This is a genomic window from Intrasporangium zincisolvens, from assembly GCF_034724055.1.
Classification (GTDB): Bacteria; Actinomycetota; Actinomycetes; order Actinomycetales; family Dermatophilaceae; genus Monashia; species Monashia zincisolvens.
On the sequence record NZ_JAWIIL010000002.1, the window covers coordinates 232266 to 253126 of the forward strand.

20 protein-coding genes and 1 pseudogene are annotated in these 20861 nt (G+C 73.4%); 11 read left to right on the plus strand and 10 right to left on the minus strand.

Going from position 1 to position 20861, the window contains the following annotated elements; translation table 11 throughout:
• Positions 1-9: 9 nt before the first annotated feature.
• The gene (locus RY076_RS05485; protein ID WP_323096588.1) at positions 10-867 is read right to left on the minus strand and encodes an enoyl-CoA hydratase/isomerase family protein; all 858 of its coding nucleotides are present in this window, start codon (positions 865-867) and stop codon (positions 10-12) included.
• Positions 868-1008: 141 nt separating this feature from the next.
• On the opposite strand from RY076_RS05485, the gene RY076_RS05490 reads away from it, so the two are divergent.
• Positions 1009-1182, plus strand: a complete 174-nt coding sequence (locus RY076_RS05490) for a DUF3117 domain-containing protein (RefSeq protein ID WP_076262632.1) — start codon at positions 1009-1011, stop codon at positions 1180-1182.
• A 103-nt stretch (positions 1183-1285) separates the two neighbouring features.
• On the opposite strand, the gene RY076_RS05495 is transcribed toward RY076_RS05490, so the two are convergent.
• Positions 1286-2494 (minus strand): MinD/ParA family ATP-binding protein, encoded by a 1209-nt coding sequence (locus tag RY076_RS05495; RefSeq protein ID WP_323096589.1) that lies wholly within the window; start codon positions 2492-2494, stop codon positions 1286-1288.
• A 276-nt stretch (positions 2495-2770) separates the two neighbouring features.
• Positions 2771-3394 (minus strand): O-methyltransferase, encoded by a 624-nt coding sequence (locus RY076_RS05500; RefSeq protein WP_076262629.1) that lies wholly within the window; start codon positions 3392-3394, stop codon positions 2771-2773.
• Positions 3395-3467: 73 nt separating this feature from the next.
• Here RY076_RS05500 and RY076_RS05505 point away from each other — a divergent pair.
• The 7 genes and pseudogenes from RY076_RS05505 to RY076_RS05535 all read left to right on the plus strand — a co-directional run.
• Positions 3468-3926 (plus strand): annotated as a pseudogene (locus tag RY076_RS05505) (hypothetical protein); the annotation flags it as partial.
• A gap of 244 nt (positions 3927-4170) precedes the next feature.
• The gene (gene sigE, locus RY076_RS05510; protein ID WP_413785738.1) at positions 4171-4824 is read left to right on the plus strand and encodes an RNA polymerase sigma factor SigE; all 654 of its coding nucleotides are present in this window, start codon (positions 4171-4173) and stop codon (positions 4822-4824) included.
• A 75-nt stretch (positions 4825-4899) separates the two neighbouring features.
• Positions 4900-5577, plus strand: a complete 678-nt coding sequence (locus RY076_RS05515; RefSeq protein WP_323096590.1) for an anti-sigma factor — start codon at positions 4900-4902, stop codon at positions 5575-5577.
• The gene (locus RY076_RS05520) at positions 5574-7217 is read left to right on the plus strand and encodes a S1C family serine protease (RefSeq protein WP_323096591.1); all 1644 of its coding nucleotides are present in this window, start codon (positions 5574-5576) and stop codon (positions 7215-7217) included. The genes RY076_RS05515 and RY076_RS05520 overlap by 4 nt, the downstream gene beginning before the upstream one ends.
• 61 nt (positions 7218-7278) lie before the next feature.
• Positions 7279-7626 carry a Sec-independent protein translocase protein TatB gene (gene tatB, locus RY076_RS05525; RefSeq protein WP_323096592.1) on the plus strand — a complete coding sequence of 116 codons (348 nt, stop codon included), beginning with the start codon at positions 7279-7281 and terminating at the stop codon, positions 7624-7626.
• Between the two features lie 102 nt (positions 7627-7728).
• Positions 7729-9510: an ABC transporter ATP-binding protein gene (locus tag RY076_RS05530; protein ID WP_323096593.1), complete on the plus strand. Its 1782-nt coding sequence runs from the start codon at positions 7729-7731 to the stop codon at positions 9508-9510.
• Complete coding sequence (locus RY076_RS05535; RefSeq protein WP_323096594.1) at positions 9507-11342, plus strand: ABC transporter ATP-binding protein; 1836 nt, start codon at positions 9507-9509, stop codon at positions 11340-11342. The genes RY076_RS05530 and RY076_RS05535 overlap by 4 nt, the downstream gene beginning before the upstream one ends.
• A gap of 75 nt (positions 11343-11417) precedes the next feature.
• On the opposite strand, the gene RY076_RS05540 is transcribed toward RY076_RS05535, so the two are convergent.
• The 4 genes from RY076_RS05540 to RY076_RS05555 all read right to left on the minus strand — a co-directional run bounded on the left by RY076_RS05540 (position 11418) and on the right by RY076_RS05555 (position 15224).
• Positions 11418-12560, minus strand: coding sequence for an Mrp/NBP35 family ATP-binding protein (locus RY076_RS05540; protein WP_323096595.1), 1143 nt, complete (start codon positions 12558-12560; stop codon positions 11418-11420).
• Between the two features lie 136 nt (positions 12561-12696).
• Positions 12697-13269, minus strand: a complete 573-nt coding sequence (locus RY076_RS05545; protein WP_323096596.1) for a DUF1003 domain-containing protein — start codon at positions 13267-13269, stop codon at positions 12697-12699.
• Positions 13266-14570: a magnesium transporter MgtE N-terminal domain-containing protein gene (locus RY076_RS05550; protein ID WP_076262613.1), complete on the minus strand. Its 1305-nt coding sequence runs from the start codon at positions 14568-14570 to the stop codon at positions 13266-13268. The genes RY076_RS05545 and RY076_RS05550 overlap by 4 nt, the downstream gene beginning before the upstream one ends.
• A gap of 18 nt (positions 14571-14588) precedes the next feature.
• On the minus strand, positions 14589-15224 hold the full coding sequence (locus tag RY076_RS05555) for a hypothetical protein (protein ID WP_323096597.1): 636 nt from the start codon (positions 15222-15224) through the stop codon (positions 14589-14591).
• A 90-nt stretch (positions 15225-15314) separates the two neighbouring features.
• Between RY076_RS05555 and RY076_RS05560 the strand changes: the two genes are divergently transcribed.
• Both RY076_RS05560 and RY076_RS05565 read left to right on the plus strand, forming a co-directional pair.
• Positions 15315-16391, plus strand: coding sequence for an HpcH/HpaI aldolase/citrate lyase family protein (locus RY076_RS05560; RefSeq protein WP_323096598.1), 1077 nt, complete (start codon positions 15315-15317; stop codon positions 16389-16391).
• 6 nt (positions 16392-16397) lie between these two features.
• Positions 16398-17279, plus strand: a complete 882-nt coding sequence (locus RY076_RS05565) for an HpcH/HpaI aldolase/citrate lyase family protein (RefSeq protein ID WP_323096599.1) — start codon at positions 16398-16400, stop codon at positions 17277-17279.
• 12 nt (positions 17280-17291) lie between these two features.
• On the opposite strand, the gene RY076_RS05570 is transcribed toward RY076_RS05565, so the two are convergent.
• The 3 genes from RY076_RS05570 to RY076_RS05580 all read right to left on the minus strand — a co-directional run bounded on the left by RY076_RS05570 (position 17292) and on the right by RY076_RS05580 (position 19721).
• Positions 17292-18218, minus strand: coding sequence for a hypothetical protein (locus RY076_RS05570; protein WP_323096600.1), 927 nt, complete (start codon positions 18216-18218; stop codon positions 17292-17294).
• Positions 18215-18739, minus strand: a complete 525-nt coding sequence (locus RY076_RS05575; protein WP_323096601.1) for an RNA polymerase sigma factor — start codon at positions 18737-18739, stop codon at positions 18215-18217. The genes RY076_RS05570 and RY076_RS05575 overlap by 4 nt, the downstream gene beginning before the upstream one ends.
• A 61-nt stretch (positions 18740-18800) precedes the next feature.
• Positions 18801-19721: an RNA polymerase sigma-70 factor gene (locus RY076_RS05580; protein ID WP_323096602.1), complete on the minus strand. Its 921-nt coding sequence runs from the start codon at positions 19719-19721 to the stop codon at positions 18801-18803.
• A gap of 271 nt (positions 19722-19992) precedes the next feature.
• Here RY076_RS05580 and RY076_RS05585 point away from each other — a divergent pair, with 271 nt between their 5' ends.
• On the plus strand, positions 19993-20841 hold the full coding sequence (locus RY076_RS05585; RefSeq protein ID WP_323096603.1) for a hypothetical protein: 849 nt from the start codon (positions 19993-19995) through the stop codon (positions 20839-20841).
• The last annotated feature ends 20 nt before the right edge of the window (positions 20842-20861 follow it).

The window sequence follows — 20861 nt, forward strand, 5'->3', positions numbered from 1 at the left end:
GCCCGAGCGTCAGCGTCCGGTGTAGACCGGCTTCTCCTTGGCGAGGAACGCGTCGACGGCCGCGCGGTGGTCGGCGCTGTGGCCCGTGTAGGCCATCAGCTCGGCCTCGTTGGCGAGGGCGTCGGCCAGCGGCGCGGTGGCGCTGAAGGCTACGGCCCGACGGATCGAGCCGTAGGCCAGCGTCGGCCCGGTGGCCAGCGTCGCCGCGAGCTCGCGGACGGTGGCCTCGAGCTCGGCGGCCGGCACGACGCGGTTGACGAGGCCCAGCTCCAGCGCCTCCTGCGGTGAGACGGTCCGCGGGAACATCAGCAGGTCCTTCGCCCGGGCCGTGCCGACGAGCCGCGGCAGCGACCACGACGCGCCCGAGTCGCACGAGAGCGCGATGCCGGCGAAGGAGGTGTTGAGGCCGGCGGTGTCGGCCGCCACCCGCACGTCACAGGCGAGGGCGAAGCTGAGACCCGCACCAGCGGCCACGCCGTTGAGCGCGGCGACGACCGGCTTGTTCATCGTCGCGAGCGCGGTGACGATCCGGTTGTAGTGGCGGGTCACCGTCGTGGCGAGCGTGGCGCTCTCGTCGGTGAGGCTGCGCACGTGCTCCTTGAGGTCCTGCCCGACGCAGAAGGCCCGGCCGGTCCCCGTGAGCACGACGCACCGCACCGACGCGTCGGCGGCGAGCGACTCGAGGGCCGCGACGAGCGCGTCCTTGAGCGCCTCGTCGAGCGCGTTCATGGCGTCGGGGCGGGACAGGCGCACCCACGCGACGCCGCCGTCCACCTCGACGACGAGCGGACCGGCGGCGTCGGTACCGGGCACGCCGGTGGCGTCCGTGGTGGCGTCGGGAGTCAGGTCGTCACGGGGTGCGGTCATGGGCGTCACTCTGTCCCATCGGGGCCGCCGACGGTAGGTCGGACACCCCCTCGTGCGGTTCGTCACGTCCCGGATTAGGTCTCGGAATCGAGACACGGAATAATGGGACCAAAGCGCGAGGATTCCTAGGGAAGGGGAACCATGGCAGCAATGAAGCCGAGGACCGGAGACGGACCGCTGGAGGTCGTCAAGGAGGGTCGCGGCATCGTGCTGCGAATGCCTCTCGAGGGCGGCGGCCGGCTCGTCGTCGAGATGACCCCCGACGAGGCTGCGGCTCTGCGCGACGCCATCCAGGGTTGCGACGGCGTCAGCTGACGCCGTCCGGCGAGGGATCCTCGCTCCAGGCTCCGACGGCCCCCGACCTGTAGGTCGGGGGCCGTCGTTCGTCCCGGCCGGGGGAGCGCGGTCCGGCCGGGGGTCAGGGGACGGCGACGCCGAAGCGGTCGGCCACGGCGGCGGCGACGTCGACGAACGCCTCCCGGGTCGCCGGCGCCAGGTTGGACAGCAGCGTGCGCCCGCCGGTCTCGAGGGCCGGGTCCCACGGGATGTGGGAGACGTGCGCGCAGCGACGGGAGAAGTGCTCCGTGATCGCCATGACGGCCGGCTCGCCCGGATGGGTCACGGCGTTGACGACGACGACCGCAGAGGACACGAGGTCGCCGAAGCCGTGCGCGTCGAGCCAGTCGAGGGTCTGGGCGCCGGCTCGGGCTCCGTCGAGCGCCGGGCGCAGCACGAGGACGAGCTGGTCGGCCTCGGCGATGAGCCCCTGGTTGGCGCTGTCGAGGATGCCGGTGCCGGTGTCGAGCAGGACGAGGTTGTAGTAGACGTCGAGCAGCGACACGACCCGCCGGTAGGCCGGACGGTCGAGGGCCTGGCTGATGCTCGCGTCGTCGTCGGAGGCCAGCACCTCGAGGCGCGACTCGTCGCACTGGGAGGTGTAGCGGCGCATCGCGCCGAACGTGTCGATGGCGTCGGCGTCGGACAGCAGGTCGGTGATGGTGCGCGGGCAGTCGCCGGCGATGCGGCGGGCGAGGTTGCCGGCGTCGGGGTTGGCGTCGACCGCCACGACCCGGTCGCCGCGGCCCTGGGCGAAGGTCGCGCCCAGCCCGACGGTGACAGTCGTCTTGCCCACGCCGCCCTTGCGGCTCATGACGACGATCCGCCGGGTGCCCTCGATGGGCGCCCGGACCCGGGACTCGAGCGCGTCGTGGTGGCGTTCGGCCGCGCCAGGGCCGGGGGTGACCCGCCCTCCGGTCAGCGTCGCGACCCGTCGCCGCCACCCGGTGCGCGCCGTGGCACGCTCGCGGCCGAGGAGGCTCTCGTCGGTGAACGCCTCGGCGGTGAGCGGAGCGGCGGGCGTGGCCGGCGGTGCGCCGGCCGGTGACGCCGCGGCGTCACGGACCTCGCGAGGTTGCGCCGGACGCGTCTGGCGGGCGAAGAGCCCGGCACGGGAGGAGCGCTCGGCGCTCGCGGCCGCGGTCGCCCGGGCGACCGCGGCGAGGTCGCTGGCCGTCGGGCCGGAGGCCGTGGGGCGCTCGGGCGTGGCGGAGCTCTCGGGCTGCCCGGGGGAGCGGGGAGCGTCGGCCCCCGGGGCCGGTGGGGTGGAGGGTTGCTCGATCGTGCTCATGCGCGCCCGTCTCCCGTGACGAGCCGGGCGCGTGGCCCGGCAGCAGAACGAACCGTGAGGAGGCCAAGGCTAGCCCTCGGGATGCGCCCGGAGGCGGGTCGACGCCGACATCCGGGACACGCGCGGGCGGTCTGTCCCGGTACGTCCCGGAACGTCCCGCGACGTGGCGTCCGAGGGGTGGGCGCGGGGTGGGATCGGGGTGGGCCGCGATGGTCCGGCGGGTGACGGGGGAGCCGCGTGGGAAGGGTGTGGCGGGGGTGACGGCCCGCCGGCGAGTCAGCCCTTGACGGCGACGAGCAGCCCGTCGCTGACCGGCAGCAGCGCCACGGTGAAGCGGTCGTGGTCGCGCATCGTGCGCCCGACCTCGCGCAGCGTGCGGGTCTCGGGGTCGCGCCGGGCGGGGTCGGACTCGTCGTCGGACCACGTGAGCACGAGGGTGCCGCCGGGGCGCAGCAGTCGCGCCGCCTGCTCGACGTAGTCGGGGTACTCCTCCTTGTCCGCGTCGACGACGACGAGGTCGTAGGCGGCGTCGGTCATGCGGGGCAGGACGTCGAGGGCGCGGCCCGCGATGACACGGGTGCGCTGGTGGGCCACGCCGGCGGCCGAGAAGGCGTCACGGGCCGCGCGCTGGTGCTCGGTGTCGAGGTCGATGGTCGTGAGGACGCCGTCGGCGGGCATGCCGCCGAGCAGCCAGAGGCCGGACGCGCCGGCACCGGTGCCGACCTCCATGACGGCCTTGGCGCCGGTGGCGGCCGCCAGCACCTGGAGGGTTGCCCCGACGCCGTTGCCGACAGGGCGGGCACCGAGCTCCTCGCCGCGCAGGCGGGCCTGCTCGACGTGCTCGCTCGGGGCGACGAACTCCTCGGCGTGCGACCACGCGGCGACCTTCTGCGAACTCATGGCCGCAACCCTACTGCGGCGAGGACACGGGATTCCGGACGCCGCCGGGCCCCGTCGTGCCTATGGTGCGGACATGGACGAGACCGATCCGCCGACGACGCCGCCGGAGCTCGACCGACCCACCGGCGAGCACTGCCGCCCGCCCGGCGTCGACGACGCCACCGTCGAGGCGCTCGGCAAGCTCTCGGAGGCCTTCGAGGTCGTCGAGGACGCCCGCGGCCACCTCTACCGGTTCCACCGGCTGACCGGCACCGCCGACCTCGCCCTCGGCGAGGCCGTCGAGATGCTCCGTGCGGCCGGCCACACCGACCTCGCCGACCGCATCGACCGCGAGCTCGTCGGCCGGAACGTGCTCGAGGGCCGCTGGACCTTCCAGGTCATCGAGGAGTACGACGACGACTACTACGCGACGTTCCGGCGGTTCGAGCGGGAGGCGCGCGAGGCCCTCGTCGGGGGTCGGCGCCACCTCTTCGAGGCGGAGATGAAGAACCGGGAACGGACGCCGGGGCTGCGCCACCACGAGGCGGTCCCCGACGACGCGAGCGAGCAGGGCACCCGCAGGGCCGCCGGCGCCCGGTCCGACGCGGCCGGTCGGAGCGACACCGGGGAGTGGGGCGACGGCCACCGCTAGGCTTACCGCTCGGCGACTCACAGCGTGCGCACAGGTTCCGGCTGGTAGCCGGACAGCGCGATCGGGCACCTTGAGGGGGAACGAATCAGCGGCGCGGCGCGTTCACGTCGTTGAACCGATCCTCTGAAAGGCCCCAGGCTCTCTCGTGACCAGCAGCGTGACGTCCACCCAGCCCACCTCCACGGTGGCGCCGGCCGAGTCGACGTGGACCCCTCCCACGTGGGAGGAGATCGTCGAGCAGCACTCGGCGCGCGTCTACCGCCTGGCCTACCGCCTCACGGGCAACCCGCACGACGCCGAGGACCTCACCCACGACGTCTTCGTCCGGGTGTTCCGTTCGCTCCACTCCTACCAGCCCGGCACCTTCGAGGGCTGGCTGCACCGCATCACGACCAACGTCTTCCTCGACAAGATGCGCCGCAAGCAGCGGATCCGCTTCGACGCGCTGCCCGACGACGCCGCCGGCCGGCTGCCGAGCTACGAGAAGGGCCCGGAGCAGACCTACCACGACGCCCGCTTCGACGACGACGTGCAGCGCGCGCTCGACGCCCTGGCGCCGGAGTTCCGCGCCGCCGTCGTCCTGTGCGACATCGAGGGGCTCTCCTACGAGGAGATCAGCGCGACGCTCGGGGTCAAGCTCGGCACCGTCCGCTCGCGGATCCACCGTGGCCGCGCCCAGCTGCGCGAGGCCCTGGCCCACCGCGCCCCCGACGCCGCCCCGGCCACGCCGAAGGCCGCCAAGCCGGCTCGTGCCGGCCTGCGCCTCCCCGGTCGCCGTGTCGCGGCCGGCACCCGCTGACACCACCCGCTGACCACCACCCGCTGACCACGACCCGATGCCCGCCCCGACCCCGAACCGCCTGGAGGTGAACCCGTGACGCCGCACCTGCGAGGTTACGTGCGCGCCTACGTGGACCGGGCCCTGCCGCCGGCGATGCTGCATCTGTACGACAAGCACCTCGTGTGCTGCCTCTCGTGCCGCGACGCGGTCGACCGGGAGCGCCGGATCGTGGCGTCCCTGCGCTCGGACACCGGCGTCCCGACGTCGCTGCGCTCGGCACTGCTCGGCCTCGCGGCCACGCCGCCGGCCGCCGACCCCGAGCGTGACGGCCCGCGGATCCCGCTCGCGCCCGTGGGGGTTCGAGGCGCCCTGCCGACCTACGACCCCGTCCCTACCGTCCACCCGGGCGCCCCGGCGCTGCACCGCTCGCCGATGCGCGCCGCGGTCGTGGCCTCGATCGCCGCGGGCGCGTCGGTCGCCGCGGCGTGGGGCCTGGCCGTCTCGCCCGTCCCGGGCAGCACGCGCGTACCCGCCTCCCGCGTCCCCGTCGCGAGCTTCGGCGCGGGCTCGGTCGGTGGTGGCCTGACCGCCCTCACGGTGAGCCGGTCGACGTCCCTCGGCTCCACGTCCGGGCCCGACGCGTCGCTCACGAGCCGCCTCGGTGCGGTCACCGTGCCGTACTGGGTCGTGACCAACCGCGTCGTCAACCGGGCACCGCAGCTGGGTCAGGTGCGCTTCTCCGGCGCGGGTTCGGCAGAATCGACCCCATGAGCGACGAGCCGCGCAGGCCCGACCCCGAGCACCCCGGTGCTCCCGAGCCCGGTGGCGCGCCCGATGCCGACCGCACCACGGTGCACGGCAGCGAGCGCACCGGCATCATCGACCTCGGCGACACCCAGCAGATTCCCGACGCGTCCGGCGCGCCGGGTGCGACGACTCCGGGGGCGCCGGCTCCCGCCGTCGCGGGTGCCCGCGGCGAGGAGTCGGGCTCCGACGCCTGGTTCGACGTCTTCGGGGGCGACCCGGCCGACGCGCCCGGTGTGCCGGCCCGCGCCGACGCCTCCTGGGGCAGCGACCGCGCCGACGCCGCGGCCGAGGCGGCGCACCGCGCGTCGTACGCGCCGCCGGTGGCCGCGGACGAGCCTGCCGCCGCCGGTACGGCGGGTGCGTCGGAGGCTGCGGCGTCGGGCGATGCCGAGGCCATGACGAGCTCGACCCCGAGCGGCTACTGGGCCGCGCCCACCGGCTCGCCCGTCACGGTGCCGATGGCGCCCGCCGAGAGCGACGCCCCGGACACGGGGCCCGGGCCCGCGGTCACCACCTCCACCACCACCAGGCGCCGGCGCCGTGGCGTCCTCGTCGCGGCCGTCGCGGGACTGTGCCTGCTCTCGGCGGTCGTGGGAGGCGTCGCCGGGCAGCTGCTCGGCGACCGCGTCTCACTGACGAGCGGATCGACCCTGCCCGCCCCCGGCGTCGGGGCCACGGCCCGGCCCGCCGGCAGCGTCGCCAACATCGCCGCGACCGCCCTGCCGAGCGTCGTGACGATCAAGGTCGACGGCGGCAGCGAGGGGTCGGCCACCGGGTCCGGGTTCGTCATCGACCGCAAGGGCCACATCCTCACGAACAACCACGTCGTGTCGGCCGCCAACGGCCAGATCGACGTCATCCTCAGCAACGGCGACAGCGCGAAGGCCACCGTCGTCGGCAAGGACGCCTCCTACGACCTCGCCGTCATCAAGATCGACCGCACCGACCTCACGCCGCTCACGCTCGGCGCGTCCGACAAGGTCGTCGTCGGCGACCAGGTCATCGCGGTGGGCGCCCCGCTCGGGCTCGACCAGACCGTCACCACCGGCATCGTCAGCGCCCTCAACCGCCCGGTGCAGCCCGGCGACCCGGGGGAGTCGACCTACATCAACGCCATCCAGACCGACGCCGCGATCAACCCCGGCAACTCCGGCGGTCCGCTGCTCGACATGGCCGGCCAGGTCATCGGCGTCAACTCGGCGATCGCCCGCGTGCCCGGCACGAGCGGCTCCACCGGCGGCAGCATCGGCCTCGGCTTCGCCATCCCGAGCGACCAGGCGCGGCGCACCGCCGACCAGCTCATCGCGACGGGCAAGGCCACCCACCCGATCATCGGCGTCAAGCTGAGCCGCACCTTCAGCGGCGAGGGCGCCGAGGTCGACGACAGCAGCGGCGCCGTGACCTCCGGCGGTCCCGCGGCCAAGGCCGGCGTCAAGCCGGGCGACATCATCATCGCCTTCGAGGGCAAGCGCATCCGCACGCCCGACCAGCTGATCGTCGGGATCCGCTCCCGCGCCGTCGGCGAGACGGTCACGCTGCGGGTGCTGCGCGAAGGCAGGCAGACCGACCTGCAGATGACGCTCGAGGCCGACCCGGACAACTGAGCCTGTTCCCGGCGCGCTTCCGTATGATGTCGCGCGCCGGCCTGCAGGAAAGCGAGGAAGAGTGTTCGACATCAACGGGTGGGAGCTGCTCCTGCTCGGCGTCCTCGCCGTCATCGTCCTCGGCCCGGAACGCCTTCCGGAGTACGCCGCGAAGTTCGGCCGGTTCGTCCGGCAGGCGCGCGCCATGGCCGACCGGGCCAAGGAGCAGCTCAAGGACGAGATGGGTCCGGAGTTCTCCGACATCGACTGGCGGGCCTACGACCCGCGCCAGTACGACCCGCGCAAGATCGTCCGCGACGCGCTCAGCGCGCCTGACGACGACGCCGAGGTCGCGCCGGACAAGCCGGTCAGCACGCCCCGCGGCCATGACCCGTCCAAGCCGACGCCGTGGGACGCCGACGCCACGTGAGCCGGTCCCGGAGGTCCCGCCGGGGCGTCCGGAGCGCGACTCGCGAAAGAATCTGACCCAGAGGCATCGGGTGTCGGTGGCGGGGGTTATCGTCACCCCTTGATGCCTCACGAACCCGCCGCGCACCCGCCTGCCTCCGTCCGGTCCCTCTGGCGCCTGCGGGGGTACCTGCGGCCGCACCGATGGGCCCTCCTCGTCATGTTCGTCGCCTCGCTCGCCGGCGTCGGGCTGTCCATCGCGCTGCCCCTCGTGACGCGCGCCATCATCGACGGCCCGATCACGCACCACGAGCTCGGCCCGGTCCTGCCGCTCGGGCTGCTCGCCCTCGGCCTCGGGGTCCTCGAGGCGGTGCTGATCTTCCTGCGCCGGTGGGTGCAGTCCAACGCCGTCCTGGGCCTCGAGACCGACCTGCGCCGTGACCTCTACGAGCGGCTCCAGGCACTGCCGATGAGCTTCCACACCCGGTGGCAGTCGGGCCAGCTGCTCTCGCGGGCCACCACCGACCTCTCGGCCATCCGCCGGTTCAGCGGGTTCGGGCTGCTCTTCCTCGTCGTCAACGTCCTCCAGCTCGCCGTCGTCACCGGCGTCCTGCTGTCGATGTACTGGCCGCTCGGGCTCGTCGTGGCGGCCGTGTCGGTGCCGATCATCTGGCTCTCGATGCGCTTCGAGAAGGCCTACGTCGTCATCTCGCGCCAGGTGCAGGACCAGCAGGGCGACCTCGCCACGCAGGCCGAGGAGGGGGCCGTCGGCATCCGCGTCATCAAGTCCTTCGGCCGCAGCGACCACGTCGCCGGGCGCTACGACGCCGCGTCCCTCGAGCTGCGCGCCACGAGCATGGACAAGGTGCGCCTGTCGGCGAAGTTCTGGACCTTCCTCGAGGTCATCCCCAACCTCGCCGTCGTCGTCGTCCTGCTGCTCGGCGCCATCGGCGTCGGCCGGGGCGCCTTGACGCCGGGCGAGCTCGTCGCCTTCATCACCCTCATGCTCTCTCTCGTGTGGCCGGTCTCCTCGCTCGGCGTCATCCTCGCGATGGCCCAGGAGGCGATGACCGCGGCGGCACGCGTCCTCGAGATCTTCGACACCGAGCCCGACATCGTCTCCGGCGAGCACGCCGCGCCGCCTCGGCGCGGCCACCTGCGCTTCGAGCACGTCGACTTCGCCTTCCCCGACGCCCCCGACCAGCCGGTGCTGCGCGACGTCAACCTCGACCTGCCGCCCGGCCAGACCCTCGCGCTCGTCGGGGCCACCGGCACCGGCAAGACCGCCCTGACCTCGCTCGTGCCCCGCCTCTTCGACGTCACCGGCGGCCGCATCACCATCGACGGCGTCGACGTGCGCGACCTCGACCTCGCGGCGCTGCGCAGCCTCGTCGCGACGGCCTTCGAGGAGCCGACCCTGTTCTCGATGAGCGCCCGCGAGAACGTCACCCTCGGGCGGGTCGACGCCGGCGACGACGAGGTCCTCGCCGCGCTCGAGATCGCCCAGGCCGGGTTCGTCCACGACCTGCCGTGGGGCCTCGACACCCGCATCGGCGAGCAGGGCATGTCGCTGTCCGGCGGCCAGCGCCAACGCCTCGCGCTCGCCCGCGCCGTCCTGTCGCGCCCGGCGGTGCTCGTCCTCGACGACACCCTGTCCGCGCTCGACGTCCACACCGAGAAGCTCGTCGAGGAGGCGCTGTCGCGCGTGCTGTCCGACACCACCGGGCTAATCGTGGCCCACCGCGCGTCCACGGTGCTGCTCGCCGACCGCGTCGCCCTGCTCCAGGACGGCACCATCACCCACGTCGGCACGCACCGCGAGCTGCTCGACTCGGTCCCGGCCTACCGCGACCTGCTCGCCGCCGACCCGGTCGACGGTCCCGTCGACGAGGAGGTGTCGGCATGAGCACCCCGACGCAGGAGCAGACCTGGCGCGGCGTCGCGTCCGACGAGATCGAGGGCGAGCTGACGGCGGAGACCTCCGCCCGCCTCGCCGGACGGTCGCGCCGGCTGCTCGGCGACGTGCTCCGGCCGTGGCGCCGGGCCCTGGGCTGGCTCATCGTCGTCGTCGTCGTCGAGAACGCGGCCCGCCTCGCGATCCCGTACCTCGTCAAGGAGGGCATCGACGTCGGCATCCCGCCGATCAGCGCCTCGAACGACCTCGGGCCGCTGCTCGTCATCGTCGGGCTCGTGCTCCTCGCGACGATCACCCAGGCGGTCGCGCGCAACCTCTTCCTCGTGCGCTCGGGCCGCATCGGCCAGGACATCCTCCTGTCGATCCGACGCCGGGTCTTCCGCCACTTCCAGCGCCTCAGCCCGGCCTTCCACGACCGCTACACCTCCGGACGCGTCATCTCGCGGCAGACGTCCGACGTCGACGCCATCTACGAGATGCTCGAGACCGGTTTCGACGGCCTCGTCACGGCGGCGCTGACCCTCGTCGGCACGTCGGTGCTGCTGCTCGTCCTCGACGTCAAGCTCGGCCTCGTCGCGCTGCTCTGCGGGCCGTTCCTCGCCTGGTTGACCAACTGGTTCCGCAAGGCGTCGGCGCGCAGCTACCGCGCCACCCGCGAGAAGGTCGCGCTCGTCATCGTCCACTTCGTCGAGTCGATGAACGGCATCCGCGCGGTCCAGGCCTTCCGCCGCGAGCCGCGCAACCAGGAGATCTTCGACGACGTCAACGACCAGTACCGGCAGGCCAACCTCGTCGCCTTCCGGCTCGTCGCGTGGTTCATGCCGGGCATCCGGCTCATCGGCAACATCACCATCGGCGTCGTGCTGCTCTACGGCGGCTACCTCGCCTACCACGGCGAGGTCACCGTCGGCGTCCTCGCGGCGTTCCTGCTCTACCTGCGGCAGTTCTTCGAGCCGATGATGGAGATCTCGCAGTTCTACAACACCTTCCAGTCGGCCTCCGCCGCCCTCGAGAAGCTGTCCGGGGTCCTCGAGGAGGAGCCCGACGTGTCCGAGCCGACCGACCCGGTGCCCCTCGTCGACGCGCGTGGCGAGGTCCACTTCGAGCACGTCCGGTTCGAGTACGTGCCGGGCACGGCGGTCCTGCCCGACCTCGACCTCACCGTCCCCGCGGGGCAGACCCTCGCCCTCGTCGGCACGACCGGCGCCGGCAAGACCACACTCGCCAAGCTCGCCACCCGCTTCTACGACCCCACCAGCGGCACGGTGAGCCTCGACGGCACCGACCTGCGCCGCGTCACCTCCGCGGACCTGCACCGCGCGGTCGTCATGGTGACCCAGGAGAACTACCTGTTCAGCGGCTCCGTCGCCGACAACATCCGCTTCGGGCGCCCCGACGCCACCGACGAGCAGGTGCAGGCGGCGGCGCGGGCGCTCGGGGCGCACGAGTTCATCTCGGCGCTGCCCGAGGGGTACGCGACCCCGGTCTCCAACCGGGGCGGCCTGCTCAGCGCCGGGCAGCGCCAGCTCGTCGCGTTCGCGCGGGCCTTCCTCGCCGACCCGGCGGTGCTCATCCTCGACGAGGCCACGTCGTCCCTCGACATCCCGTCCGAGCGGCTCGTCCAGCAGGCGCTGCAGACGATCCTCGCCGGGCGCACGGCGATCGTCATCGCGCACCGTCTCTCGACGGTCGAGATCGCCGACCGGGTCATCGTCATGGAGCACGGGCGCATCGTCGAGGACGGTGCGCCGGGAGAGCTCATCGAGGCGGGGTCGGGCCGGTTCGCCGGGCTGCACCAGGCGTGGGTCGCCTCCCTGGCCTGACCCACCCGGGAATCGAAAGAGCAGCTCGTCCCGCGGACGAGCTGCTCTTTCGATGCGGTGTCGGAGAGCCCGGGGTCAGCGACCCACGGGGGACAGGCCCAGGGAGCGTCCGGCGAGGCCACGGGCCCGGTTCGCCAGACCGCGGGAGATGCCGCGCAGCGCGACGCCCGCCGCCGAGTCGGGCGCACCGAGGACGACCGGGGTGCCGGCGTCACCGCCCTCGCGCAGCCGGGTGTCGAGCGGGATCTGGCCGAGCAGGTCGACCGGCGCGCCGATGCTGCGGCTCAGCGACTCGGCCACGGCCTTGCCACCCCCGGAGCCGAAGATCTCCTGGCGGGTGCCGTCGGGCAGCTCGAGCCAGCTCATGTTCTCGATGACGCCGGCGATCCGCTGGTGGGTCTGCAGGGCGATCGAGCCGGCCCGCTCGGCGACCTCGGCGGCGGCCTGCTGCGGCGTCGTGACGACGAGGATCTCGGCGGTCGGGATGAGCTGGGCCACCGAGATGGCGATGTCGCCGGTGCCGGGCGGCAGGTCGAGCAGGAGGACGTCGAGGTCGCCCCAGAAGACGTCGCCGAGGAACTGCTGCAGGGCCCGGTGCAGCATCGGGCCGCGCCAGACGACGGGCTGGTTGCCGGGCACGAACATGCCGATCGAGATGACCTTCACGTCGTGGCTGATCGGCGGCAGGATCATGTCGTCGACCTGCGTCGGACGCTGCTCGACGCCGAGCATGCGCGGCACCGAGAAGCCGTAGACGTCGGCGTCGACGACCCCGACGCGCAGGCCCTGCTCGGCCATCGCGGCGGCGAGGTTGACGGTGACCGAGGACTTGCCGACGCCGCCCTTGCCCGAGGCCACGGCGTAGACGCGCGTCAGGCTGTTCGGCTTGGCGAAGGGGATCTCCTTCTCGGGGGCGCCGCCGCGCAGCTGCGAGCGCAGCTCGGCGCGCTGCTCGTCGCTCATGACGTCGAGCTCGACCTCGACGGAGGTCACGCCCTCGAGGGCCAGTAGCGCGTTGCTGGAGTCCCTGGTCAGGGTCTCCTTCATGGGGCAGCCGGAGACGGTGAGGAAGATGGCGAGGGCCACCGCGCCGGCGTCGTCGATCTCGACCGACTTGACCATGCCGAGCTCGGTGATCGGCTTGCGGATCTCGGGGTCGTTGACCTTCGACAGCGCCGTGAGAAGGGCGTCACGGCTCGGCAGTGCGGGGACGGACATGTGCTCCATCGTAGGTCGCGCCCGCACGGCCCCCGACCACGGGCCGTGTCTACCGCGACACACCGGGCCGGTGGCCGGCGCGTCCGGTGCGTCCGGCGCCGCCCGCGTGTCGGTCGGTGGCCACTCGCCCCGGTGGCTACTCGGTGCGGTGCGGGGCGGCCGGCTCGTCGACGCGATGGATCAGGGCGCGCTCCTCGAGCTCGTCGAGCAGGCCGCGCAGCTCGGAGCGGACGAAGTCGCGGGTCGCCTGCTCGCGCAGCGCGAGGCGCAGCGAGGCGACCTCACGCGTCAGGAACTCGGTGTCGGCGAGGTTGCGCTCGTCGCGGGCGCGGTCCTGCTCCAGGGCCACCCGGTCACGGTCGGCCTGCCGGTTCTGCGCGAGGAGGATGAGCGGCGCCGCGTAGGAGGCCTGCAGGCTGAGCATCAGCGTCAGGAAGATGAACGGGTACTCGTCGAAGACGAGGCCCTTCGGGGCGAGGAGGTTCCAGCCGACCCAGGCGATGACGAAGATCGTCATGCCGATGAGGAACTGCGCCGTGCCCATGAAGCGGGCGAACTTCTCCGACAGGACGCCGAACGCCTCCTGCGAGAACGACCACGTCAGGAGCCGGGCACGCTGCTCGCGCGGCTGGTCGAGCTTGTCGAGCTTGTCGCGCTTGTCGATGCGGCCCGAACGAGATCCGCCGCGGCGCTCTGCTCGCTCGCTCACGGGCGCACCTCCAGCTCGTGCCGCTCCTCACGCCAGTCCTCCGGGAGGATGTGGTCGAGGACGTCGTCGACGGTGACCGCGCCGATGAGGCGTCCGTCGTCGTCGACGACGGGCAGCGACACGAGGTTGTACGTCGCGAGGGTGCGGGTGACGGTCTCGAGCGACGCGCTCGCCGGCACCGGCTCCATCTCCTTGTCGATGATGCTGCCGACCGCGCCGTGCGGCGGTTCGCGCAGCAGCCGCTGGATGTGCACGAGGCCGAGGTAGCGGCCGGTCGGCACCTCGAGCGGCGGGCGGCACACGTAGACCATCGAGGCGAGGGCCGGGGCCAGCTCCTCGCGGCGGACCATGGCGAGGGCCTCGGCGATCGTCGCCTCGGGGCCGAGCACCACGGGCTCGGTCGTCATCATGCCGCCGGCGGTGTTCTCGTCGTAGGACAGCAGCCGGCGCAGGGGAGCGGCGTCCTCGGGCTCCATGAGCTGCAGGAGCGTCTCGGCCTGCTCGGGCGGCAGGTCGGCGAGCAGGTCGGCGGCGTCGTCGGGTTCCATCGCCTCGAGGACGTCCGCAGCGCGCTCGGTGTCGAGACCGGCGATGATCTCGACCTGGTCGTCCTCGGGCAGCTCCTCGAGGACGTCGGCGAGACGCTCGTCGTCGAGGGCTGCGGCCACCTCGGCGCGACGCTTGGGGTTGAGGTCGTGGATGACCTCGGCGAGGTCGGCGACCTTGAGGTCGTCGTAGGTCTCGAGGAGGCGCTCGGCGCTCTGGGCGGCGGCCTGGTCGTGCAGTCCCGTGACGTCGCGGATGTCGACGAGCATCGTCTTGCCCGAGCGGCGCCGGGTCAGTCGCGAGACGGCGCGGGAGGCCGACGAGACCCCGGACACCTGCCGGACGAACACCTTGACGCCGAGCCAGTCGCGTCGGGGGCCCTGCTCGATGGCGAGGTCCTCGACGACGGCGTCGGCGAACCCGGCCTCGACGGCCTCGGGGGTGCTGACGCGCACCGGTCGGTCGAACAGCTCGGCCGCGACGAGCACCTCGTTGGTGCGCTGCTCGAACCGGCGCATGTTGACCAGGCCGGTCGTGATGACGGCTCCGGCGTCGATGGAGGTGACGCGCGTCATCGGCACGAAGACGCGTCGACGCCCCGGCACCTCGACGACTAGGCCGATGACGCGGGGCTGGGGGCGGCCGGAGGGAAACATGACGACGACGTCGCGGACCCGCCCGACCTGGTCACCGAGCGGGTCGAAGACGCTCAGGCCGGTCAGGCGCGCGACGAAGACGCGGGTGCTTCCACTCATGGGCCCAAGGCTATGGGGTCACGACGGACGCCGACGTCCGCCACGTCGCTTGCGCATCTTGGCTCGTTCCTTCGCGGCCTTGCGTCGCGCCTTCTCCTCGGCCCGGGCCTGCTGGCGCTGGGCCTTCTCCTCGCCGCGTCCGCCGAGGTGCCACGGCCGCCAGGCGGTCGTCGTCGCGGCAGTGCGCGCGGGGGCGGCGCGGTGGGCGTCGGCGGAGTAGGCGCCGGGCGACTCGAGCGGCTCGCCGAAGGGCACGAGCGCGGTGACGGTGCACTCGGCGGCCCAACGCGTCAGGGAGTCGTCGACGGCGTTGAGGCGCGAGGCCTTGAGCAGGTCGGCGGCGCGAGCCCACTGCTCGGTGCCGGGGTCGAGGACGTGCACGGTGGCACGGACGGTCAGCAGGCGGCCGCCGGTGTCCTTGCTGCGCAGGACGAGGCGGACCTCCTTGGGCAGCCACGGCAGCGGCTGCTCGCCGGGACCGCTGACGACGAGCGCGGCGCCGTCGTCCCACACGTGCCAGGCCGGCCAGGCGCGGTCGTCGGCGACGTCGATCCACAGCAGCCCCGACTTGCCCATCGCCTCGCCGAGCAGGGCGCTGAGGTTGGCGGCCGGCTGGGTGGGCTCCTCGGTCGGTCGGGTGCTGGCGTCGGTCACAGGCCCCACCCTAGTGATCCGCGCCTCATGCCGGCCGGGCGTGAGCGCGGTCATAACGGACGCGGCCGGGCCGACGCTAGGTTGACGGCCATGCGCAGCGCGAAGGACTTCTTCCGTCCCCTCGCGGTGGGCGCGCCGGCTCCTCTCACCGAGGTGCCCGCCCGTCCGTCGCGGGTCATCCACTTCTTCGACCCGAGCAACGAGAAGATGGCGGCCAAGGTCCCCGCCCTCGTCGGCACGGTCGACGTGCTGCTCGGCAACCTCGAGGACGCCGTCAAGGCCGACCGCAAGGAGGCGGCCCGGGCCGGCCTCGTCGCGATCGCCAAGGCCACCGACTTCGGCGAGCACACCCAGCTGTGGACCCGCGTCAACGCCCTCGACAGCCCGTGGGCGCTCGACGACCTCACGACGCTGGTCACCGAGATCGGCGACAAGCTCGACGTCATCATGGTGCCGAAGGTGCAGGGTGCCGAGGACATCCACTACGTCGACCGGCTGCTGGCCCAGCTCGAGGCGAAGGCCGGGCTGACGCGTCCGATCCTCGTGCACGCGATCCTCGAGACGGCGCGCGGCATGGTCAACGTCGAGGAGATCTGCGGGGCCAGCCCGCGCATGCAGGGCCTGTCGCTCGGACCCGCCGACCTCGCGGCCGACCGCCGCATGAAGACGACCCGCGTCGGCGGCGGCCACCCCGGCTACCTCGTGCGCGAGGACGCGTCCGGCGACGACGTCCACGCGACGCGTCCGGTGCACCAGCAGGACCTCTGGCACTACACGATCGCCCGGATGGTCGACGCCTGCGCGATGCACGGGATCTACCCGTACTACGGGCCGTTCGGCGACATCACGGACGTCGTCGCGTGCGAGGACCAGTTCCGCAACGCGTTCCTGCTCGGCTGCGTCGGCGCCTGGTCGCTGCACCCGGTGCAGATCGAGATCGGCAAGCGCGTCTTCAGCCCGTCGGTCGAGGACGTGCGCCACGCCCGGCGCGTCGTCGCCGCCATGGGCGACGGCACGGGTGCCGTGATGCTCGACGGCAAGATGGAGGACGACGCGAGCCTCAAGCAGTGCCTCGTCATCGTCGAGCTGGCCGAGCGGCTGGCCGCCACCGACCCCGGCCTCGCCGGGCTCTACGCCGAGCCGGCCGACACGAGCCAGGAGGCCTGAGCCGCAATGGGACCCGACCAGACCACGTTCCGACCGCGGCGTTCCGTGCTCTACATGCCGAGCTCGAACGAGCGGGCGCTCGAGAAGGCGAAGACGCTGCCCGTCGACGCCCTCATCCTCGACCTCGAGGACGCCGTCGCGCCTGACGCCAAGGACGCCGCCCGCGAGAACGCCTGTGCGGCAGCCCGTTCCGGCGAGTACGGCCGGCGTGAGGTGACGATCCGCGTCAACGGTCTCGGCTCGCAGTGGCACGACGCCGACCTCGCCGCCGCGGCCGCCGCAGGCCCCGATGCCGTCGTCGTGCCCAAGGTCGGGTCGGCCGACGAGGTGCGCGCCCTCGTCGCGGCCCTCGAGGCGGCCGGGGCCCCGGACCACACGCGACTGTGGGCCATGGTCGAGACGCCGGCCGCGATCCTGCACGCTGCCGAGATCGCCGCCGCCTCAGATCGCCTCGCCTGTCTCGTGCTCGGCACCAACGACCTGTACAAGGAGCTGGGCGCCACGTTCGCGCCCGGCCGCGCCGCCGTCATGACGAGCCTGCAGCTCGCGGTGCTCGGCGCCCGGTCGGCCGGAGTGGCGGTGCTCGACGGGGTCTTCAACGACGTCAAGGACGCCGACGGTTTCCTCGCCGAGGCGCGGCAGGGCCGCGAGATGGGCTTCGACGGCAAGACCCTCATCCACCCGGGCCAGGTCGAGCCGGCCAACGCCGTCTTCGCGCCGAGCCCCGATCAGGTGGACGACGCGCGCGCCGTCATCGCCGCGTTCGAGCAGGCGCAGGCCGAGGGGCGAGGCGTCGCGACGCTGAACGGCCGCCTCATCGAGAACCTCCACGTCGACACGGCTCGCAAGGTCCTCGCCACCGCGGACGCCATCGCCGCGCTCTCGTGAGCGCCGGCCCGGTCAGGTGGTGCAGCTGAGCCTGAGCAGTCCGCGCTCGTCGGGATCGACCAGACCGTAGACGAAGGCGTAGTCGGTGCCGGCCACCGGCACGCGGTGGTCGAGCGGGACCGTCGTGCCGCCGCCCTCCACCGTGCACGCCTTCGCCCGTGCGGACACGACGGCCAGCGCGGTGGTCCTGCCGCGCTCTGCGGGGATCGAGTCGAAGTCCTCGTAGAGGACGCTGCCCTTTCCCGAGGTGGTGAGCCGGCCGGCCCGCGGGGCGGGCATGCACAGGATGCTCTGGTCCCACATGCCGGGGTCGTCGACGTCGACACCGGAGACGACCTTGATCCGGCAGACGCCCTTCTGCCCGCTCTCCCACGAGGCCGGCGCGAGGGCCCAGATGCGCTCGCGGTAGCCGTTGTCGTAGGCGAGGACGGGTGTGAGCAGCCCCTCGACGTGCACGACGTCCTGGCCGGGAACCGAGGCGGTTTCCACGTTGTCGATGCTGCGCTGGGCGGCGGGCAGGGTCGGCGTGACCGGCAGGACGTGCGGCGCCACCTCGCTGGCTCGCGTCGTCGGAGGCGGCACCGAGAGGCCGGGCACGGCGTCGGTGCCACCGCCGCCGGCCGGTGCCGGCACCGCGGCGGGGCGAGATGCTGCGGACGGGTCGCCCGGTGGGCCTGACCGGAACACGGCCACCCCGCCGGCGACGGTGAGGAGGGCCACGCCGGCGGCTGCGACACCGGTGAGGTACCGCGGGCCACGGGCCCGTGCGTCGCGCGCCCGCGTCGACCCGGTGCCGGACCGGGTGCCGGACCGGGTGCCGGACCCGGGGCGGTCGAGGGCGGCGTCGAGTCCGCCGCGCAGGCGGCCGGTGTCGACGTCCAGCGCGGTGCCGGCCTGCTCGAAGAGGTCCCGGAGGTCGGTCTTGTCGGTGACGGTCATGGCTGCTCCAGGTGTCGGTGTAGGTCGTCGATGCCGCGGGACACGGCCGACTTGGCAGCGCCGACGCTGGTGCCCATGGCGTCGGCGATCTCGGAGTAGGAGAGGTCGAGCCAGAAACGCAGCGTCACGGCCTCGCGCCTGCGGCGGGGGAGGTGGCCGAGCGCCGCGACGAGCCGGCGACCCTCGTCGGAGGCGAGCGAGAGCGACTCGACCGAGGGCACGACCCGCTCGGCCTCACGGTGGTGCAGCCGCAGGACACGCACCGTGCGCACGTGGCGCCGGCCGCGGTCCCGAACGAGGTTGAGCACGGTGCGGTTGAGGTAGGCGCCCGCCTGCCGGACCTCGCCGTCGAAGCTGTCGCGGCGCGCGTACAGCCGGCAGAACGCCTCCTGCACGACGTCCTCAGCGTCCTCGGCGCCGAGGAATGCGGCGAAGCGGACGAGCCGCGCCGCGTTCGCATCGAACACGGCGGCGAAGGCGTGCTCCGTCGTGGCGCCGGTGACGCCCGTGACCCCTGTCATCACTCTCACGTCTACACCACGAACGAGATCCGTGATGGTTGCCGCGAGTCCTGGTGCTCGTTCAGGTGACGGCGTGCAGCTTCTCCGGGTTGCGCACGCCGTGCAGGGCGACGGCCCGGTCGCCCTCCACGGTGAGGAACCACACGGAGTCGACCCCCTCGGCGGTGAGGAACACGACGGCGTCCTCGCCGTTGACCACGCGCATCTCCGCACCGGTGACGAGCTGCGCCTCGGGCCGGTTCATCACGGCGGCAAGCCAGCGGATGACCTTGTCGGCGCTGTGGATCGGGCGCAGCGCCGCCTTGCGGATGCCGCCGCCGTCGCTGACAAGGGTGACGTCGGGCGCGAGCACCTCGAACAGCGCATCGACGTCGCCGGTCGTCGCGGCGGCGAGGAAGCGCTCGACGACCTGCCGGTGGCGTGCCGCGTCGACGACGCCGCGCGGGCGGCGGGCCTCGACGTGCGAGCGCGCGCGGTGCACGAGCTGGCGCACGGCGGCGGGGGAGCGGTCGAGGGTCGTGGCGACCTCGGGTGCCGGCATGCCGAACACCTCGGTCAGCACGAAGGCGGCCCGTTCGAGGGGACTGAGCGACTCCAGGACGATGAGCATCGCCATCGACACGTCGTCGGCGAGCTCGGCGGCGGCCGCGCCGTCGTCGCGGGGGTCGGTCGCGACCGGTTCGGGCAGCCACGGCCCGACGTAGGCCTCCCGACGTGAACGCAGCTGGCGGATCCTGTTGAGGGCCAGACGCGTCGTCACCGTGAGCAGGTAGGCGCGCGGCTCGTCGATCGTGTCGAGGTCGACCTCGCGCCACCGCAGCCACGCCTCCTGCACGACGTCCTCGGCGTCGCTGTGGCTCGACAGGATCCGGTAGGCGGCGCCGACGAGCGAGCCGCGGTGCTGCTCGAAGACGGCGGTCGCCGCGTCGCGTGAGTCGACCGCACCACCCGTGGGGCGGTTCGGCGTCGGGGGCGTCGTCATCGGTCATCACCTCGGGGTCCGTGGGGTCGGCGGCCGGGTACCGCGATCATCGCAGCGTCCGGCGCGGGTTTCACCGGGTGGACACGCGCCGGCCCACGACTGTGACATCGCGACGACCCAGCGGCAGGCAAACGGACATTTCGGACGCGCCACGCGGGGGCGAGGTTTCCCGGTGAGGCCTCGCTCGGGTGAGACTGGGGTGGTGACGACGTCCGAGACGCGCCGACCGAGCCCTCCCGCGTCGGGACCCCGGCCGTCGGGAGGGCGCCGCGTGGCACCGAACGGGGAGCCGCCCCTGCGCCTGACGCGTCGGGGCGCCCTCGTCCTCGGCGGCCTGGGCGTCGCCGCGGTGGCCGGGGGCGGCTGGGCCCTGGCCTCGGCGACCGGGACCGACACCCCGGTGACGATGACGCCCGAGTCGCGCTCGCACCCGGTGGCGCTCGACCGCGAGACGCTCCGGCGCCGCACCGCGATCGGGGGAGCGGCGCACGTCTACGAGGTCGACGGCCGTGCGACGCCGTACTACGTGCAGGACGCCTTCGCGGCGACGCTTGCCGCGTGGATGACGACCCACCGCACCCTGACCGGCCAGCGCCCCGACGCCCTGCACTCCTACGGCGGGTGGACCCAGGGCACGGGCACGTCGTGGCACCACTCCGGGCAGGCGCTCGACATCGCCCGCCTGCGCACCGGCGGCGCCGACGTCGCCTCGCTGCGCTACGACCGCTGGCGCGACGACACCGCAGCCGAGGTGCGGCGCCGGATGCGCACCTACTGGCAGGTGGCCGCCGGCCTGCACCTGCACTTCGCCGACGTGCTGACCTACCTCTTCGACGCGTCGCACTCCAACCACATCCACGTCGACAGCGGACGCTTCGGCCCCGGCGGGGTGCCGCGGCTCATCCCGCGCTCCGGTGCGCAGGTGCAGGCGATCCAGGCGATGTGCGTGCACGTGTGGGGACGCTCCGGGGTGCAGACCACCGGCGAGCTCGACGCCCCGACGCGCGACGCGACGACGGCGATCCTGCGCGACCACGGGGGCGTCGGCGAGCTGACGGACGGCGTCGAGGCGTGGCAGGCGTTCCTGCGCGCGACGATCCGCGAGGCCCGCGACGCCTGAGCGTGCACCGCCACCCTAGG